The organism is uncultured Sphingobacterium sp. (assembly GCF_964277905.1).
GTDB classification, from domain to species: domain Bacteria; phylum Bacteroidota; class Bacteroidia; order Sphingobacteriales; family Sphingobacteriaceae; genus Sphingobacterium; species Sphingobacterium siyangense.
This window is the reverse complement of sequence record NZ_CAXYKD010000003.1, coordinates 234,593-252,100: the sequence shown is the minus strand read 5'-3', so window position 1 is coordinate 252,100 and position 17,508 is coordinate 234,593. Positions and strand designations below refer to the sequence as shown.

Genomic DNA, 17,508 nt, shown 5'->3' with positions numbered 1-17,508 from the left:
TATGTACGAATTTGAAATGCCATTTTTGGTCGATGCACATTTGGATTTGAGTATGAATGCCATGGAATGGAATCGGGATCTTCGATTGCCGATTACTGAACTGAACCGTAGGGAAAAGGGGATGGATGACAAACCTGATCGGGCTAAGGCAACAGTCACTTTTGACGAATTGCGTCGTGGTCATATTGGTTTGGTTGTTGCCACTCAAATCGCCCGTTTCGTAAAACCCGAAAGTTCTTTACCAGGCTGGTACTCACCGGAACAGGCATGGGCACAAACACAGGGTCAGCTTGCATGGTATAAAGCAATGGAAGCAGATGGCCAAATGAAAATGATCTGTACAAAAACTGATCTGGACCAGCATTTGGCGCTTTGGACGGATGGCGGTGATCATGCCGATAAGCCAATCGGATATCTGCTGAGTCTGGAAGGTGCCGATTCCATTGTGGAGATCAGCTATCTCGAAACAGCCTATAACTATGGTTTAAGAGCGATTGGACCAGCACATTACGGGCCAGGTAGATATGCCAATGGAACAGATTCATCCGGCAAGCTTAATGAGCAGGGAATAAGGTTGTTGCAGGAAATGGAGCGATTGGGGATGATATTGGACGCGACACACCTAAATGATGATGCTTTTTGGGATGCTGTACAACGTTATCAGGGTGCGATTTGGGCCAGTCATAATAATTGCCGCAAGTTTGTGAACCATAATAGGCAGTTCAGTGATGAAATGATTAAGACACTTGTGGAGAAAAAAGCAGTGATCGGTGTAGCGCTCGATGCTTGGATGATGGTGCCGAATTGGGTCCGCGGTGTATCCGACCCTAAAACAAGTAATTGCTCCATGGATATCATGGCCAACAATATTGATCATATTTGTCAATTGGCAGGAAATGTCGATCATGTTGGCGTGGGGAGCGATTTAGACGGAGCATTTGGCCGTGAGCAGTGTCCTTATGATCTGGAAACGATTGCTGATATCCAAAAAGTATTTGGTATCCTGTCAAAAAGAGGGTATGATAACACGGATCTTGAAAAGATTGCCAGCAAGAACTGGCTTAATTTTATGCGAAATGCATTGCCCGAATCTTAAGAAAAGAAATGGAGACATACTTGAGCACAAATAGGTCAATAACCTACCCAGATGATAGCATGTCTTGAAGAGCAAATAGTTAACAATAGCGAAGCCGATTAAACGAATCAAAACAAACACCTCCAACACCAATTAATAGATGAAACCAGTATTACGCGTGCAATTGTCCCTGATGATGTTTTTAGAGTATTTTATCAAAGGGGCTTGGTTTGTAACTTTGGGAACATACCTCATTAAATCGCTCAATGCCTCGGGTATGGAGGTCGCAAATATTTTTGCGACACAATCCCTTGGTGCTGTATTTGCTCCTTTTTTTGTCGGTTTTGTCGCCGACAGGTATTTTAATGCCGAGCGGGTACTTTCAGCATTACATCTCATTGGAGCTGCACTACTTTACGGGATGTCGCAAGCACCGGATGCGACACATTTTTATCCCTATGTATTTGTCTATTTTATGGCTTACATGTCTTCGCTATCCTTATCCAATGGGATCGCATTCCGGCATATTGAAGACGCGAAGAAGTATTTTCCGGGGGTACGCGTGTGGGGAACGATCGGTTGGATCTGTTCGGGACTCGTGATCAGTTATTTGTTCCGTTGGGATGCTCCCGAATCGATACAGACAGGTGCCCTGCATAATACCTTTATTATGGGCGCGGTTTGTTCGTTATTATTGGCGGTCTTCAGTCTAGCATTGCCAAAAACACCACCACAGGTGAAGCTTAGAGATGAAAAGTTTGATTTTGGAAAGGCAATTGGTTTGGATGCATTGAAGCTTTTAAAACAGCGGAGTTTTCTTATTTTTTTTGTAACAGCAATTGTCATCTGTATTCCCATTTCGTTCTATTATCAAAATGCGAACCCATTTTTGGTCAACGCCGGAATACCGAACCCCACAGCAAAAATGGCATTGGGGCAATTTTCCGAAGCCATCTGCCTGTTGTTGATTCCATTTTTCTTTAGACGCTTGGGGTATAAAAAGATGATTTTACTGGGCATTGCGGCCTGGGCACTCCGTTATTTATTTTTTGCCTACGGCGACGGACAGGAACGGTCATTCTTATTGCTATTCGGAATTTTATTGCATGGCATCTGCTATGATTTTATGTTCGTAGTGGGTCAGATCTATACCGATCGAATTGCTGGTGAAAAATACAAAGCTTCTGCACAGGGGCTTATTACCATCGCGATGTATGGTGTAGGTATGCTGATCGGATTTTGGGTTGCCGGTGCTGTTTCAGATTACCTAAAAACAGCTTATGTTGCTCAATTTTGGGAATATCTTTGGTTTATTCCAGCAGGTATTTCTGGTTTTTGTCTTGTGCTATTTGCCCTGTTTTTTAAAGAGGAGAAAGCGGTGTCGGATATGAAAGCCAGCTAAAAATGCGCTATGTTCAATTAAAGGCAGAACGTTCATAAAAAACGATAACATGGAGCATCTTTGATGGGAAGGTGCTCCATGTCTTGAAAATGTCGATTAGATCATATTGAACCATTCCTGGTATTTTTCACCGATGAAGGGGAGTGGTTTCCGCTCTCCGGAAAATGCGGATATTAATCCTAATATAAGAGCAATAAGTAGGAGCAATCCAACAATACTAATGGCAATTCCGCCAATACCTGGAACAAAACGTAACAGTCCCAAAGCCATTCCTGTTACTGAAATTCCTATACTTTGTCGGATATGGAATTGCGCTAAAGCAGTCTTTTCCTTGTTGTTCATAATGATGGCAGCAACAAGACCGATGATGGTTAAGTAAGAAATAATAGCAATTGTTTTTCCGTCACTTGACGTTGCCTTCTGAATAGGGGTTCTCTCCATGATCCTTTAATGTAAAATGTTTGACTTAAATATTTAAGTCAAATTTAGGAGAGATATCCCTTACATCCTTTAGCTGAATTCAGGGATATTTTAATTATCCTTCGACACTTTCCAGTAATTGCTTTTCATGGAGTTCAAAATATTCACCTCTTTTCTCCATCAATTCGGCATGTGTACCCTGTTCTACAATTTCTCCTTGATCCATCACCAATATATGGTCTGCATTCTTGATTGTCGAGATGCGATGGGCAATAAAAATACAGGTCTTGCCTTTCATGATGCGGCTTAGGGAACGGAGAATTGTTTCTTCTGTTTTTGTATCCACGGCTGAAAGACAGTCATCAAAAATCAATACTTTGGGTTCCTTAATTAAAGCGCGTGCGATGGAAACCCGTTGTTTTTGTCCACCGGAGAGGGTGATACCACGTTCCCCAACGGCGGTTTCAAATCCATCTTCAAAAGCTATAATATTGTCGTATACAGCGGCATCTTTGGCGGCCTGTTCCACTTGTTCCTGTGTAAAGTGGTCTAAACCAAAGCCTATATTATTGGCAATGGTATCTGAAAATAGGAAAACATCTTGTGGGACAAATCCAACTTGTTGGCGTAAACTTTTGAAATCAAGGTTTTTAATTTCAAGACTATCATAATGAATACTTCCTTTGTCGATATCATACATCCGAAGGAGTAAGTTGGCCAGCGTCGATTTTCCGGATCCTGTTTTTCCGATAATAGCAAGTGTTTTGCCGACCGGAATTTGGAACGATATATTTTTAATCGCCTGAATACCTGTTTCTGGATAGGTAAAGGAGATCCCATCAACCCGGATTTCACCCGCTAGTTCTTGGGTGGCTGTTCCGTTAACAATTGGAGATTCAGTATGGAGAAATTCGTTGATGCGTTTTTGTGAGGCTGCAGCACGTTGTACCAATGAGGTAACCCAAGCCAAAGACATGGCAGGGAAAGTCAACTGGTTGACATAGATGATAAACTCAGCAATATTTCCGGCAGTGACTGTTCCTTTGGCAACTTCAATTCCACCAATATAAATGGTGATTACCGTGCTGAGCCCAATAAGCAATAGAATAAGCGGAAAGAAAACAGCCTGCACTTTGACGAGATCAAGAGCCGTATTACGGTAAATGGTACTTTCCTTCTCAAATTCCTGCATTTTATTTTGTTCTCGGGTATAAGTCTTGATGACGCGGATACCTGCAAAAGTTTCCTGCACAAAAGAAGAAAGGTTCGCCAGTTGTTTCTGTATTTTTAAGCTACGCTTGTTAATAATCTTATTGACAAATAAAATAATAACCGATAGGACCGGTATTGGCGCCAATGCATAGGTCGCCAACCGTCCATTGACGCTATACATCGCATAGATGACCATGATCGATAAAACTACGGTATTGATCGCATACATGATGGCGGGTCCGAGGTAGTTACGTACCTGATTGACATCTTCGGTGGCTCGGCTCATGAGATCTCCGGTATTGTTCTTCCGAAAGAAACCGAAGTTTAAATCTTGGTAATGATTATAGATCTCATTTTTGAGGTCGTATTCAATATAACGCGACGTTAAAATGATCGTCTGACGCATAAAGAATAAAAATATGCCCCGCAACAGCGAAAGTAGGAGAACGACGAAACCAAAAAACAGGAGACTGGTGCCAAATACTTGGTAGATGAGTTCCTGTCTGTCGAAACCATCAAATAGACGGTATAGATAGATGTTTTCCTGTACCAAATCAAATGCTTCGCGGATTACCTTTGCAGGCAATACCCCGAAATAGTTGGAGATGATAACAAAAATAACCCCTGGAATCAGTTTCCAGCGGTATTTATAAAAGTACTTGTTTAAGTAGGCGAGATCCTTCATATTACGAATACAAAAGTAGGACTAATTCATCAAAATGCTTTACGATTTGAGTGAATTTACTGTCATTCGGAAATCAAATGTTAAGTCTTGGATAAAAAAAGTTGTTATGCACAACGAATAATTTTCCTACTTTTGCATCAAGTACCTTAAAAAATTAAAACAAATTAGAGTAGTACATTTTATGTCAACATCTCAAAATTCTATTTTTGAATTGATGAGCCAGTCTGGCCATCAAAACTTATTTTTCTGTAATGATGAATTAGTGGGCTTGAAAGCTATCGTTGCGATCCATGACACAACCTTAGGGCCTGCGATAGGAGGGGTTCGTATGTTACCATACGAAAGTACAGAAGAAGCTATTGAGGATGCTTTACGTTTATCCAAGGCCATTACGTATAAATCAGCCATCACTGGATTGAATTTAGGCGGTGGTAGTGCTGTTATTATTGGGAATAGCCGTTTGGACAAATCTGAGGTTTTATTGCGCCGTTTGGGCCAGTTTATTGAAGGATTGAATGGTAATTTCATTGCTTCTTTGGATGTAGGTACCACACAACGCGATTTAGAACATATTTATACCGAAACTGACCATGTTGCTGGTTTACCAAAAGCAATTCATGGCAGTGGCGTTGGTGATCCTTCGATCTTCGCTGCTCAGGGTGTTTATTTCGGTATAAAAGCCTGCTTAAAGGAATTATACGGATCGGAAAATGTTGCTGGTAAAAAAGTAATTGTACATGGAGTAGGTGGTGTTGGTGAGCGTTTAATTGCGATGTTGCGTGAAGAGAATGCGCGTGTATATGTAAGCGATATTACGGAAGAAAAAATGCTAAAAGTAGCGGCTAAGTACAAAGCTGAACCAATACCTTACGGTGAAGTATTCGATCACGAATTTGATGTATATTCTCCCTGTGCATTAGGCGGTACCGTAAATCCAGAATCCGCACAGAAAATGCAATGCAAAATTATTGCTGGTTCTGCCAATAATCAATTGAAAGATGAACTTGTTACAAGTTCTATCCTTCATGAAAGAGGTATATTATATGCCCCTGACTATTTGATCAACGCTGGTGCATTAATCGGCTGTTATTCAGAAATTCAAAATTATGGTGTAGATCACACTGAATTTGTGATCAAAAATATTTATAATGCGACTAGAGACGTGTTAAAAAAATCAAAAGAAGAGAATATCTCTACTTTTGAAGCGGCCAATCGCATCGCGGAGAAGCGTATCCAAGATATTAAAAAAATCAAGAGATAGTCTTCATCCCAAAATCGTTCTTATTTATTATTTTATAAAAAATCGTTCTTTAAAATTACTATGTTAAACAGGAGACACCTGAGGGTAAAAGTAGTGCAAACGCTTTATGCGTACAGTCTTTCGGAAGATAAAGACATCAAAACATTTGAAAAAGCACTATTAAAAAATGTGGATGAAGTTTATGAGATGTATATGTGGACACTGAATCTTTTAGATGAAGTATCTGATTATGTCTTAATAGATGCAGAGGGTAGGGCCAATAAGTTTTTACCAACTGAAAAAGACTTGTCTTTAACGACCAAGTTAAGTACAAACACTTTTATTGAGTCATTGAGACAAAATCCACAATATGGAGAAGGTGTCAAAAAGTATAAGATTTCCTGGAGCTTTGACCCGGAGATCGTACGTACTGTATTTTTGCAGTTAAAGGATTCTGAAGCTTATTTGGAGTACTTGCAACAAGAAGATCGTTCGATCGGTACGGAAAAAGATATCATCAAGCATATCTTTAAAAAGATCATCTTGAAATCGCCGGTTATAGAGCAGGTTTTTGAAGAAAAATTCATCAACTGGCCGGTAGATAAAGAAGTATTGCAAGCTTTGATTGCGAAGACTTTTAAGAATTTTAGTTCTGAAGATCCACGTAAAAATAAACTTGCAGAGATTACGCAAAACTGGAATGATGATAGCGACTATGTCATTGCATTGTTGGGTAAAACTATCCGCAATACAAATGAGTATCAACAGCTTATCTCTGAGAAAACGAAGAATTGGGAATCAGATCGTATTGCCTTAATGGATACATTATTGATGCGTATGGCTATATGTGAATTGGTTAATTTTCCATCTATTCCAGTGAAAGTGACAATAAATGAGTATATTGAAATTTCTAAGGTATTCAGTACATTGAAAAGTAATACATTTATCAATGGTATCTTGGATAAAATACTGAACGATCTGAATCAACAAGGAAGAATCCAGAAGGCAGGTCGTGGTTTAAGAGATTAAAACCAAACGCATAAATAATTTATACGAATGAAAAACTTTGGCAAATATTCGGTTTTAGCTTTGTCGGCAGTACTTTTATTTTCTTGTGGAAATGCACAAAAAGGAAAAGAAGAAGGAACCACGACAGCGACTGAAACAGCAGCTGCGGATAGCCTTTCTAAGGCAGCAGCACAATTGGGAAAAGTAGAATTTGAAGAGTCTGCATTTGATTTCGGTCAGGTGAAGGAAGGCGCACAGGTAAAACATACCTTTGTGTTGAAAAATTCGGGTGATGCACCTGTTATTATCTCGAAAGTAACTGCTTCATGTGGTTGTACACAACCTGAGTTTTCGAAAAGCCCTATTTTGCCAGGTGGAAAATCTGAGATCCATGTAACTTTCAATAGTGAAGGACAGGTTGGTAAACAGCAGAAGATCATTACGATTCAATCGAATGCTTCTAATGGCTTAACAACGGTGCAGCTAAAAGGTGAAGTATTAGCAAAATAACACATTATTAAACGATATAATAGAAGATGAACACAGTATTATTACAAGCAGCGGGAGGCAATTTGATGAGTTTTTTACCAATGGTTTTGATTATCGTGGTATTTTATTTCTTCATGATCAGACCGCAAATGAAGAAGCAAAAAGATCACAAAAAATATATTGAAGAACTTGGTGTGAACTCTAAGGTTGTTACTACAGCTGGTATTCATGGCCGTATTGTAGAAGTATCAGACACGACTTTCTTAGTCGATGTAGGTTCGGGTGTAAAAATCCGTTTTGACAAATCAGCAATTGCTTTAGATGCTTCTAAAGCTGCTAACAATACGGAGAAGAGCGCTTCTTAAGCTTTTTCCTGAAAGAAATGAAAGCCAGTTTTCGTAGAAAACTGGCTTTTTTATGCTGTTAATAGAAAGCCCAGGCAAGAGCGTTCATATAAATTGTTAGCATAACAATGCTTTAGATTACTCCACAATAGATGGAATTCGAAAAACCGCCATCTAAGGTGTCCCATATTCCGACATAGACATGGAAATCAGTGGTTTTTCGCTTTAACCGGTCAAATTGAACGGAACAAGATCCATCACTTACAGGTGCGATAGAAGTTCTTAAATGGGATTCATTAAACGGGTCCAATAATACCAGGTTGATTTTATATACGCTATCACTATAGTGATCATCTGCTTCCCAGCTTAGGTCGATTACATCATTGTTGATACTGACTTGGCAGTTGGATAATGGGGTTAGCGAACCAGAAAATAGAAGCAGTCGTTCTGGATTAACAAAAGGGTTATTCTCTGCGTCTATTTCGATGGCCTCCTTAAAAATATGCCGTTGTGCCAATTGGAATGCACCTACGCGACTTCCTTTTTCCGCTAAAAACTGGTAACCAAATTCAAGAAGTCGCTTATTATGGCCGGCAAACTTACCGGCTACTTGCTGTTTTTTTCTGTTTAAGAGCTCCGCCGCACTTGGTGGGGAGCTGCGTTTTCGTTTTGGACCGCGCACTACATTTTGATCCTTCAACATGTAGGCACTCACCGATCCAAATTTACCAATAATAGGTCCATTCGGACCGTTTTGTAAAATTGCCATAGCTATTCCTCTTTTAGTTTATAATTCTTGTATTGAGCTTATTATCAATTTACTACTATTTTCTTAATTACTTTAGTAGTAACACTATTTTTACAGGGGATTAACAAGGGGTTAGTAGGGGATTGACCCCTGTTATACCCCTGTTAACCCCCTGTAATACCCCAGTAAAACCCCAGTTAACATAAAACATAATAGTTGCCAGATACAATCGTTTTTGCGATGTTATTCTCAACTGTTTTTCATTTGCTTTTCGGATTTGATCCACTGTTGACATCGGGCTGTCGATTGAGGGATTAACTTTATGAAAAAAAAACGATATGGAAAATCTTAGACCATTTGATGGGCAGCATTGTGAAACAACGGCAACAGGTACGTTACTGGCCCATATAGGCATTGAACTTTCAGAGCCGATGCTTTTTGGATTGGGGGAAGGGCTCAGTTTTATCTATTGGAAAATGAAAACCATGGACTTTCCATTTTTGGGCGGACGAATAAAACCAGATCTCCTGACGCAGCATATCTGCAAAAATCTCGGTCTAAACCTCAGCGTTCATGAAACTTCTTCAAAAGTAAAAGCTTGGCAGGCTGTACAACAGCTCTTGGATGGGGGGCAACCAGTAGGCTTAAAACTCGATGCCTATCACCTGGAATATTTTACAAAACCCTTTCATTTTGCGGGGCATTATGTAGCTATTTATGGTTATGACCATGATAATGCCTATTTAGTGGATACAAGGCAGCAGGGTGGTAGCGTGCGTACATCCCTTGCGAGTTTGGCGCTAGCTAGGGCAGAGAAGGGGCCTATGGCGTCTAAAAATCTGTATTACACGATAGCAGGTAGTGGCGGGGATTTGGACTTGAAAGAAGTGCTGATTGCTGCAATGGTCAATAATGCAAAGGAATATCTTGCACCGCCCATCAGCAACATTTCATATAAAGGAATTTTGAAAACTGCTGAGGAATTGACCAAATGGTACAAGACCAGTCATGCGATTGAAAGTGAGTTTAAAATGGCTGCAAATTTGATGGAAAACGCAGGTACTGGAGGGGCCTTGTTTCGAAATCTATACCGCGACTTTATAAAGGAAAGTTATGATCTGCTCGGAATAGAGCAGATCGCTGAGGTTCATCATGAGTTTGCGCAGATTGCATTATTGTGGACATCCTTGTCGGAATTGTTTAATCAAATTGCGGAGACAGTCAGTTTCGATGACGTGCAACAGGCATCAGAAATTCTCAAAACCCTTGCCACAAAAGAGAAAAATGCAATGGAAATATTGCTGTCTTTAAGATGAAATGCAGATAAGAACACAGATTTTTACGCAAATTGATTAAGTTTGTATCATGGCGAATGCAGTTCGAATAAATAAGACCCAACGGCGTAAGATTAATGTCTTCGTGCGTTGTGTTGGAATTTCGTTGTTAGCTTGGTTATTGTTTTCGATCTCCAATCAATATACTGTTTCCGTCAAGGCGGCGATTGAATATGTCAATCTTCCCGAGAAACGTGCATTTCACCCCCAGCAATCCGATACGGTAAAAGTAAAGCTGGAGATGACGGGATGGCAATTCCTGTTTTCCAAAGCTGCATTGGAAACCCCAAAGGTTCAGGTGGACCTAAGTTCTTTAAAAACCAAAGACTGGATTGTTTTTTCCAACCAATTGGGCTTTATCAACCGACAGTTTCCACATGAACAACGCGTGGTGTCAGTTAGCCCAGATACCTTGTTTTTTGATTTTTCCAAACAGACCCAGCGTAAGGTGCCTGTAAAACCCCTTGCAAATATCGGATTTAAACGTGGCTACGGTTTTATAGCTGACACCAAAGTTACACCAGCTTATGTGACAATAACCGGACCTTACGAGGATGTTTCGGCTATCGAGTATTGGGAAACGGATACCGTTCGTGGAAAGGAAGTCGAAACCGATGTTCGAACCGTGGCCAACTTGGCACGTAACCAAAAAGCGAATATCAATGTTTATCCGACTTCGGTCGAGGTGCTCATGCCTGTAGGTGAATTGACAGAGAAAATAATCGAGTTGCCCGTAAAAGTGGAGAATGGCCAACGTTATAGCTCGGTCAGGCTTAGTCCGAGCAAAGTTGTCGTCACGGTGCTGATGTCTGTCAAAGATTATAATAACTATACATCGCGAGATTTTGAAGCGGTGGTGGATTTGTCCGATTGGGAGAAAAACGAGGTGCAATATCTGCCTATTTTGCTGACCAAGGTACCGGACTATTGTAAGGTAATTAGCGTTGTGCCTCAAAACGTGGACTTTTTTGTACGTAAATAACAATATTTTCATGAAGATTGGAATAACAGGTGGAATTGGATCCGGTAAAACATTTATCTGTCAGCTTTTTAAAGCCATGGCTGTACCTGTTTATAATGCTGATGATGAGGCGAAGGAATTGATGAATACCGATTTGCGAATCAAAGCTCGCTTAATTGCGGAGTTCGGCGAAGAGACCTATAAGGATGGGAAACTGGATCGGGCTTTTTTGGCTGAACAAATATTCTCCGACAAGGCGAAGCTCGAACTTGTGAACGGCATTGTACACCCCATCGTCATTCAGGCGGCAAAGGACTGGGCTGAACAGCAAAAGTCCCGTTATTCACTCAAAGAGGCTGCTTTGCTTTTTGAAAGTGGGTCCTACAAGGATCTTGATTATACCATACTGGTTACTGCGCCTTTACCCATACGCGTTAAACGTGTCATGGAACGTGATGCTGTTACTGAGGAACAGGTCATGGAGCGAATTAATAAGCAACTATCTGACGAAGAAAAATTAAAATTGGCAGACTTCGTCATCATTAATGATGGAACCACTCCGCTATTACCGCAGGTGTGGACTTTGCATCAAAAGTTTCTAAAATAATATGATGTCTACACTATTGGCTGACTTCTTAGTCAGAAAGCCAGAAGGCTATTACTGCCGTTATGGTGATTTTTTTATTGATGCCAGCAATCCCGTTATGCACAATGTCGTATCTCATGCCCATGGCGATCATGCCAGTTCAGGACACGACTATGTGTATGCCACACATGCGACTTCAGTGTTTATGACTTATCGGTATAAACAAAATCGCAAAGATTCTTATCAGGTCAAATTGTTTAATAGTCCCTTTAAAATAGGGGCGGTCGAGATCACATTTTTACCAGCAGGTCATATACTGGGTTCAGCACAGATTCTAATGGAATATCGGGGGGTACGTTACTTATACACCGGCGATTACAAATTACAAGCTGATGATACCTGTGAGCCGATCGAAGTGCAGCAGGCCGATGTCCTCATTACGGAAAGCACCTTTGCAAATCCGGATATTATACATCCCGATCCGGCGGAGGAGATAAAAAAACTTGATGGACATGCCAGTAATATCTTATTAGGTACTTATGTGTTGGGCAAGGCGCAGCGGATTACTGATTTGATCAACAGGTACTGTCCAGATCGAAAAGTGCTTGTGCACAGTGGAATATTGCCCTACCATCGCCTTTATGATCAACACGGGCTGAAGAAATTAGACTATGAGCCCTACAACAGAAAAGAAATGAAACAGGGCGAACAGAACAAGGTTTACTTGGTACCGCCGATGACCTTCAATAGTTATTTTAGGGCGACCAAAGTATTACGTGCATTTGCCTCAGGCTGGAAACGTTTACAGGCACAGAATGATATCGAGCTGTATATTTCTGATCATGTGGACTGGAATGACATTCTTCAGTACATTAAGATGGTAAATCCCAAAGAAGTTTGGACACTACACGGTGACGGAAGCATTTTAAAACGTTATTTCAACGAAAAATTGATCGTGCGTGATGTGCTTTCTGCATAAGTTGGTTGTGTCGATAACTCCGCTGGTAAACCTAGCGGAGTTCGCTATTTCATATTGACAATTTTGTCAACGATATAAACCGTGTTTCCGCGCCAGGGAAGCACACCATGATATTCTTTGTAGCGCAGATCGAAGTATTTTCCACTATTTAGCTCCAATTGACGGAATATAGAATCATCCTCAATAGAAAATTCAAATTGATTGCTGGCGATACCACCCGTTTTGATACTTCCAAATCCCTCCTGGATGAGCTTGCCTTCATAGGTCTTGAAAATATTGCCCTTTTTTACAGCATAATTAAGATAGCCAGATTTTACACCTTCACCGAATACATAGTAATACTTCCAGTAAACGTAGGAGCCGCCCCCCACAAGGAGGAAAAGGATCAGCAGGAGTAAGAACTTCTTAAATCCGGATTTTTTCGGTTTTTGTTCGGGTAAATTTTCCATCATGTGTGCTAATTAAAACCATTTAATGCAGTGACTAGGACTATGCGCCATAACGATGATTTTTTTGTCCAGCGGATAGTTTCACCTAAAGATAAATAATTAACAGCATAATGACGAATGCATTACACCTAGATTAACGGTTGGCTAGCCTAGTGATTGTCGTTTTGTGCTGTATTGCTAATTCTATTAGTTATTTTTCGGTTTTCTTAGTCTATAATGCTAATTTTTGTAAATTTGGATCATGGATCCCGAACAGGTACATCGCAAGATTATTCATTTGGATATGGATGCATTTTATGCCTCTGTAGATCAGCGTGATTTTCCCGAATATCGGGGAAAAGCGATTGCAGTAGGTGGTTCCCCGGATGGGAGGGGAGTAGTTGCAACGGCCAGTTACGAAGCGCGAAAGTTTGGCGTCAAATCTGCTATGAGCTCCCGAAAGGCTCTTCAGTTGTGCCCCCATATTATCTTTACCTATCCTCGCTTTGATGTTTATCGTCAGGTTTCATACCAAATTCGGGAGATTTTTCTCCGTTATACGGATTTAATCGAGCCGCTATCCCTGGATGAAGCTTTTTTGGATGTTACCATAGACAAACAGGGTATTGGTTCGGCTATTGATATCGCCAAAGCCATTAAAGAAGCTATCCAAGAAGAGTTGAATCTGACCGTCTCCGCTGGTGTTTCCGTCAATAAATTTGTTGCAAAGATTGCTTCGGATATGGACAAGCCCAACGGCTTAACATTTATAGGTCCTTCGAAAATTGTCAAGTTCATGGAGTCATTGCCCGTGGATAAGTTTTTTGGCGTAGGTAAGGTGACTGCAAAAAAAATGCATGAACTGGGGCTTTTTACTGGACTTGATTTAAAAAAACAGCGTGAAGAGGACCTCGTACGTTGGTTTGGAAAGACTGGGCACTTTTTTTACCGTATCGTACGCGGGATCGACGACCGTCCTGTTGTTCCCAATCGCAGCAGTAAATCGGTCGGGATTGAGGATACGTTTGGCGAGGATGTAGAAGCATTCGAAGAATTAAATACCATTTTGCAGCGGCTCTGCAAACAGCTGTGGACACGCATCGGGAAAAAGGAAATCTCTGGAAGAACCTTAACCATAAAAATTAAATATGCCGATTTTGTTCAGTTGACACGGAGTATAACCTTAGAAAATAGTTTTGATTCGGAAGACAAAATTTACGCCACTGCCCATAGTTTGTTGAGCAAGGTTGAGCTGGTGAACAAAGTGAGGTTGTTGGGTGTTTCGATATCAAATTTTGTGGAAGAAGCTGATTTTCCAAAGGAAGGTATACAGCTAACACTTTTCGAACATCGTCCTTAGCAAGGAATCATCCGGCTTAATCAAGTCTTTGCTAAGCCATATGGTACGCGCAATCTGAATTAAGCTTGTTACAGGCAAAATCGTCGTTATTTGTCACAATTCTTTATCTTAGCCAAAATAATTAATAAACATATCCAAAAATTAATGAATACGGTTTCAAGAGTACTCTTAGGTGCGTCTATCGTTTTTTTAGTGCATGAGGTTGGTTTTGCACAAAAGAAATTGGATTTTGCACAGTCCTGGGGGCAAAAGCCATCGTTGACAGTTCGCACGAATCAGTATCCTGGCTGGGCAGACGGGACAGCTTATCTGGAAAATGATGTAAATGATGGTCGTTTATATCAGGTTAACATTAAATCAGGTCACAGAAGCATTTATACAGTTCCTCCTAAAGAAGGGACGGTTGTCTATGTCGAAAACAATGATATCTTCCTGAAAAGTACAGATGGTGTAGCCAAGAAGTTGACCAACTCTCCTGATGTTGCGGAACAGAATCCGACCTTATCGCCGGATGGTAAATATGTTGCCTTTACCCGCAAAAGCAATTTATATAGCGTGGACGTGACTTCGGGAAAGGAAATGCAATATACAAATGATGGTACCGACGTTATTTACAATGGTTGGTCATCTTGGGTATATTACGAGGAAATTCTTGGGCGTCCAACAAAATACAAAGCCTTTTGGTGGTCTCCGGACAGCCGCAAAATCGCCTTTATGCGTTTCGATGATACCAAGGTTCCTATGTTTCCGATTTATTCGTCCAAAGGCCAGCATGGTTACCTGGAGGAGACAAGATACCCCAAAGCTGGAGACCCAAATCCGGAAGTGAAGGTGGGTATCGTTCATCTCGATGGGGGGAACGTTACCTGGGCTGATTTCAACGAAAAAGATGATCAGTATTTTGGGCAGCCTTATTGGGCCTTTGATAGCAAAAATGTGATGGTGCAGTGGATGAACAGGGATCAGAACAATTTGAAGTTTTATCAAGTGGATCCGAATTCTGGTTCGAAAAAAGAAATCTACGACGAGCGTCAGGCTTCATGGATCAATTTGGATCACGATGAGCGTATCACCTATCTTGCGGACAACAAATATTATATCTTAAAATCGGATAAGACGGGCTGGGCGCATTACTACCTCTATAAATTGGATGGAACATTGGTCAATCCAATTACTTCCGGCGAATGGCAGGTAACCGAATTAAAACGGATTGATGAAAAAAATAAGGTGATCTATTTTACCGCACGTAAAGAAAACTCGGCACGTTTTGATTTGTACCGCGTGGATTATTCGGGTAAAAACTTAAAACGTCTGACTTTCGGAGAATACTCACACGATGTCAATGTATCGCCTGATGGCAAGTATTTTATTACCAAATATTCCAATGTGAGTACACCCGATCGGTTTGCTTTGTTGGATAACCAAGGTAAAGTCGTCCGTCAGTTAGCCGATAGTAAAGCTGCTGATTTTGCTTCCTATACCTACGGTAAAACCGAATACTTACATCTTAAATCAGATGATGGTTTGTTCGATCTTCCATTGACAATTACTTATCCGACAAATTTCGATAAATCAAAAGTTTACCCTGTTGTTTTCAGTATCTATGGTGGTCCTGATGCTGGAACGGTAAAAGATACCTGGAAAGGAACGAATAATCAATATTGGGCTAATGAAGGAATTATTCAAGTCTCTGCAGATCACCGGGCATCTGGTCATTTTGGTAAACAAGGTGTTGCTTATATGCACCGCAATCTTGGTCACTGGGAGATTATTGATTATTCAACGATTGTTAAATGGTTAAAATCGCAACCTTGGGTAGCTAAAAACAAAGTGCTTATCACCGGGCACAGCTACGGAGGTTATATGACTTGTTTAGCGATGACGAAGGCCGCAGATGTATTTGATTTTGGTATTGCCGGTGCACCCGTAACCTCATGGGATCTGTACGATAGCCATTATACTGAAAGATGGATGGATACGCCTCAAGACAATCCCGAAGGCTATAAAGCTGGTTCTGTGTTAACCTATGCAAATAACTATAAAGGCGTTTTGCGTATTATGCATGGCGATATGGATGATAATGTTCATTTACAGAATACAATCCAACTTGTTGATAAATTGACAGATCGAAGTGTTCCTTTTGAGTTGATGATCTATCCGGGAAGCCGTCATGGATTTGACCGTTCGAAAAGTAAATATGATTCTAATGAGCGTGCGCGTTTCTACTACCAATACTTATTGGAGAAGCCGCTTCCCAAAGAATTTAAATAGGGATAGTTCGATATACCCTATAGAATCCCCTGTCCATTCGGATAGGGGATTTTTTTTATGTTAAATATTATAAAAAAAATGATTTTTATGGGAGTGTAAATTGTTGAAAATTAAAAAATATGGCATCTTTGTAGAAGTTTATTCAAAGAAAAAATGATTCAATTCCTAAAGGAAAGTACTTTTGCTGTTAATGAGGTTTTTAATAAGTCATGGGAGTTGCTGAAAAGACATTATTTTTCAGTGGCAGGGCTTTGTTTTTTACTGTTCGTGACCTCCGGACTCTCTAATTATCTCGCGACCACCATCAGTGATTTCAATGTGGTGTTGAGTGGTTTTATGGCATTTTTTTTCATGGTGATGTATTTCGGATTGAATATGACTTTATTTAAGTATATTTTAAGTCTGATTGATGGAAATCATGATAAGAAATTGACCCAATGCATTCCTAGTTCTAAGGAGCTTGCCCATTTTTTCGGGGCAATGTTAACTATTATGGTGCTTTCTTTTGCATTGCTAATGATTGTAGGGGCTGTTTCGTTTCCATTTCTCTATCTGCTTGAAAATGGGACTAATCGCACTGAGCTTCTCAATAAATTTACGTCCACTGTTGTTTCCGCAGCAGCGATATTGACTTTTATATTGATCATTCGCATCGCATTTTATCCGTTTTTTATTATTGACAAACATGCAGGGACCTTTAAGTCTTTACGGTTCAGTTTTGCGCTGACAAAAGGCAATGTGTTCAAATTATTATTAATCTTTGCCGTGTTTGCTTCTTTGCAGTTATTGCAGATGTATTTTAATTATTTAGAATATTACATAATTTTTATTATTTTGAACCTCGTGAGTTCTTTCTTGGTGGTACCTTTGGCTTGTATTGTTGTTTCGGTCGCTTACCGATCCATGATGGCAGATTACCATGGGGGAGAGGATCCCAAGATTTTAAATAATATATTTTAATTAATA

17 protein-coding genes are annotated in these 17,508 nt (G+C 40.3%); 13 read left to right on the top strand and 4 right to left on the bottom strand.

The genetic code is table 11. The features are described 5' to 3' along the window. Position 1: 1 nt before the first annotated feature. Together ACHWSC_RS03090 and ACHWSC_RS03085 are read left to right on the top strand one after the other, a co-directional pair. A complete protein-coding gene (locus ACHWSC_RS03090) occupies positions 2–1,096 on the top strand; it encodes a dipeptidase (protein ID WP_240199752.1) in 1,095 nt (364 codons plus the stop codon). Positions 1,097–1,235: 139 nt separating this feature from the next. Further along, positions 1,236–2,477 carry an MFS transporter gene (locus ACHWSC_RS03085; protein WP_120332685.1) on the top strand — a complete coding sequence of 414 codons (1,242 nt, stop codon included), beginning with the start codon at positions 1,236–1,238 and terminating at the stop codon, positions 2,475–2,477. 96 nt (positions 2,478–2,573) lie between these two features. Here ACHWSC_RS03085 and ACHWSC_RS03080 read toward each other — a convergent pair whose 3' ends face one another. Both ACHWSC_RS03080 and ACHWSC_RS03075 read right to left on the bottom strand, forming a co-directional pair. After that, the gene (locus ACHWSC_RS03080; protein WP_088162145.1) at positions 2,574–2,918 is read right to left on the bottom strand and encodes a hypothetical protein; all 345 of its coding nucleotides are present in this window, start codon (positions 2,916–2,918) and stop codon (positions 2,574–2,576) included. 94 nt (positions 2,919–3,012) lie between these two features. Then, positions 3,013–4,794: an ABC transporter ATP-binding protein gene (locus tag ACHWSC_RS03075; RefSeq protein WP_120332686.1), complete on the bottom strand. Its 1,782-nt coding sequence runs from the start codon at positions 4,792–4,794 to the stop codon at positions 3,013–3,015. 181 nt (positions 4,795–4,975) lie between these two features. Between ACHWSC_RS03075 and ACHWSC_RS03070 the strand changes: the two genes are divergently transcribed. From ACHWSC_RS03070 to yajC, 4 genes are read left to right on the top strand one after another with little or no spacing between them, the layout of a single operon-like run. Next, positions 4,976–6,055: a Glu/Leu/Phe/Val dehydrogenase gene (locus ACHWSC_RS03070; RefSeq protein ID WP_088162143.1), complete on the top strand. Its 1,080-nt coding sequence runs from the start codon at positions 4,976–4,978 to the stop codon at positions 6,053–6,055. A 60-nt stretch (positions 6,056–6,115) separates the two neighbouring features. Next, entirely contained in the window at positions 6,116–7,063 is a 948-nt protein-coding gene (gene nusB / locus ACHWSC_RS03065) for a transcription antitermination factor NusB (RefSeq protein ID WP_394675748.1), read from the top strand. 27 nt (positions 7,064–7,090) lie between these two features. Next, positions 7,091–7,552, top strand: a complete 462-nt coding sequence (locus ACHWSC_RS03060; RefSeq protein ID WP_120332687.1) for a DUF1573 domain-containing protein — start codon at positions 7,091–7,093, stop codon at positions 7,550–7,552. Positions 7,553–7,578: 26 nt separating this feature from the next. Continuing rightward, a complete protein-coding gene (gene yajC / locus ACHWSC_RS03055) occupies positions 7,579–7,896 on the top strand; it encodes a preprotein translocase subunit YajC (RefSeq protein WP_120332688.1) in 318 nt (105 codons plus the stop codon). Between the two features lie 112 nt (positions 7,897–8,008). On the opposite strand, the gene ACHWSC_RS03050 is transcribed toward yajC, so the two are convergent. Continuing rightward, a complete protein-coding gene (locus tag ACHWSC_RS03050; RefSeq protein ID WP_120332689.1) occupies positions 8,009–8,644 on the bottom strand; it encodes a hypothetical protein in 636 nt (211 codons plus the stop codon). A 317-nt stretch (positions 8,645–8,961) separates the two neighbouring features. Here ACHWSC_RS03050 and ACHWSC_RS03045 point away from each other — a divergent pair, with 317 nt between their 5' ends. From ACHWSC_RS03045 to ACHWSC_RS03030, 4 genes are read left to right on the top strand one after another with little or no spacing between them, the layout of a single operon-like run. Further along, a complete protein-coding gene (locus ACHWSC_RS03045; RefSeq protein ID WP_120332690.1) occupies positions 8,962–9,939 on the top strand; it encodes a BtrH N-terminal domain-containing protein in 978 nt (325 codons plus the stop codon). A gap of 49 nt (positions 9,940–9,988) precedes the next feature. Then, complete coding sequence (locus ACHWSC_RS03040) at positions 9,989–10,939, top strand: hypothetical protein (RefSeq protein WP_120332691.1); 951 nt, start codon at positions 9,989–9,991, stop codon at positions 10,937–10,939. A gap of 10 nt (positions 10,940–10,949) precedes the next feature. Continuing rightward, complete coding sequence (gene coaE, locus ACHWSC_RS03035) at positions 10,950–11,525, top strand: dephospho-CoA kinase (RefSeq protein ID WP_201667840.1); 576 nt, start codon at positions 10,950–10,952, stop codon at positions 11,523–11,525. Between the two features lies 1 nt (position 11,526). Further along, positions 11,527–12,483: an exonuclease gene (locus ACHWSC_RS03030; protein ID WP_394675747.1), complete on the top strand. Its 957-nt coding sequence runs from the start codon at positions 11,527–11,529 to the stop codon at positions 12,481–12,483. A 44-nt stretch (positions 12,484–12,527) separates the two neighbouring features. Here ACHWSC_RS03030 and ACHWSC_RS03025 read toward each other — a convergent pair whose 3' ends face one another. Continuing rightward, a complete protein-coding gene (locus tag ACHWSC_RS03025; RefSeq protein WP_120332692.1) occupies positions 12,528–12,935 on the bottom strand; it encodes a hypothetical protein in 408 nt (135 codons plus the stop codon). Positions 12,936–13,173: 238 nt separating this feature from the next. On the opposite strand from ACHWSC_RS03025, the gene dinB reads away from it, so the two are divergent. The 3 genes from dinB to ACHWSC_RS03010 all read left to right on the top strand — a co-directional run bounded on the left by dinB (position 13,174) and on the right by ACHWSC_RS03010 (position 17,502). Next, on the top strand, positions 13,174–14,271 hold the full coding sequence (gene dinB, locus ACHWSC_RS03020) for a DNA polymerase IV (protein WP_394675746.1): 1,098 nt from the start codon (positions 13,174–13,176) through the stop codon (positions 14,269–14,271). A gap of 144 nt (positions 14,272–14,415) precedes the next feature. Next, positions 14,416–16,542, top strand: a complete 2,127-nt coding sequence (locus tag ACHWSC_RS03015) for a DPP IV N-terminal domain-containing protein (protein WP_333625461.1) — start codon at positions 14,416–14,418, stop codon at positions 16,540–16,542. A 153-nt stretch (positions 16,543–16,695) separates the two neighbouring features. Next, positions 16,696–17,502: a beta-carotene 15,15'-monooxygenase gene (locus ACHWSC_RS03010; RefSeq protein ID WP_120332695.1), complete on the top strand. Its 807-nt coding sequence runs from the start codon at positions 16,696–16,698 to the stop codon at positions 17,500–17,502. Positions 17,503–17,508 lie beyond the last annotated feature (6 nt).